We start from the raw sequence: 987 nt of genomic DNA, 5'->3' as shown, positions 1-987 counted from the left end.
GGTGAAGTCGGGGGTGTTGGCGTCGGGTGATATCGGTGTGGTGGGTGACACGGTCGAGTATGCGGTGGTGGTGACGAATACGGGCAATGTGACGGTCACGAATGGTGTGTTGGTGGATCCGATGGTGGGTCTGTATGACGTGTCGATCTCGTGGCCGGATCCGGGTGTGCCGGGTCGTGTGGGTGTGGGGGAGCAGGCTGTGGGTCGGGGGAAGTATGACCTGACGCAGGCGGATGTGGATGCGGGGTTCGTGGAGAATACGGCGTCGGTGGCGGCGTCGGCTCCGGGTGGGGTGCGGGTGTCTGCGGACACGAATACGGTGCGGGTGAATACGGTGTTGCCGGCTGCGGGGTTGGTGGTGTCGAAGTCGGGTGTGTTGGTCGGTGGTGGTGGTGTCGGTGATGTGGTGTCGTATGAGTTCGGGGTGACGAATTCGGGCAATGTGACGGTGTCGGGTGTGGTGCTCTCTGATGCGGTGCCGGGTGTGGTGGTGTCGGATGTGGTGTGGCCGGTGGCGGGTGCGCCGGGGGTGATCGCTCCGGGGCAGACGGCGACGGCGACGGGTGAGTATGTCATCGTGCAGGCGGATGTGGATGCGGGTCGTGTGGTGAACACGGCGTCGGCGTCGGGGGTGCCGGCGCGGTCGGAGGCGATCACGGTGGTGTCGCCGGAGAGTGTGGTGGCGACGGAGGCTGCGGCGCCGGTGGTGTCGGTGTCGAATGGTGGGGCGTTGGCTGCGGGGGCGTCGGGTCGGGCCGGGGATGTGGTGACGTGGACGTATGTGCTGACCAATGAGGGGAATGTGACGTTGTCGGGGGCGGCGTTGGCGGATGCTCTGGTGGGGGCGTCGGCGCCGGAGTATGTGTGGCCGGGTGCGGTGGGTGTGTTGGTGCCGGGGCAGTCGGTGACTGCGACGTCGTCGTATGTGCTGACTCAGGCGGATGTCGACGCGGGCAGCGTGACCAGCATCGCCACCGGAACCGGCAC

The 987-nt window shown here is 66.8% G+C and carries 1 pseudogene; it reads left to right on the top strand.

Annotation, left to right across the window (positions count from 1 at the left end):
* Positions 1–987: pseudogene (locus tag BN2660_RS14355) on the top strand (DUF11 domain-containing protein); the annotation flags it as partial.

The organism is Microbacterium sp. 3J1 (genome assembly GCF_001049495.1).
Taxonomy (GTDB): domain Bacteria; phylum Actinomycetota; class Actinomycetes; order Actinomycetales; family Microbacteriaceae; genus Microbacterium.
Note: the sequence above shows the minus strand (reverse complement) of the source record. Positions and strands in the feature narration are given on the sequence as shown.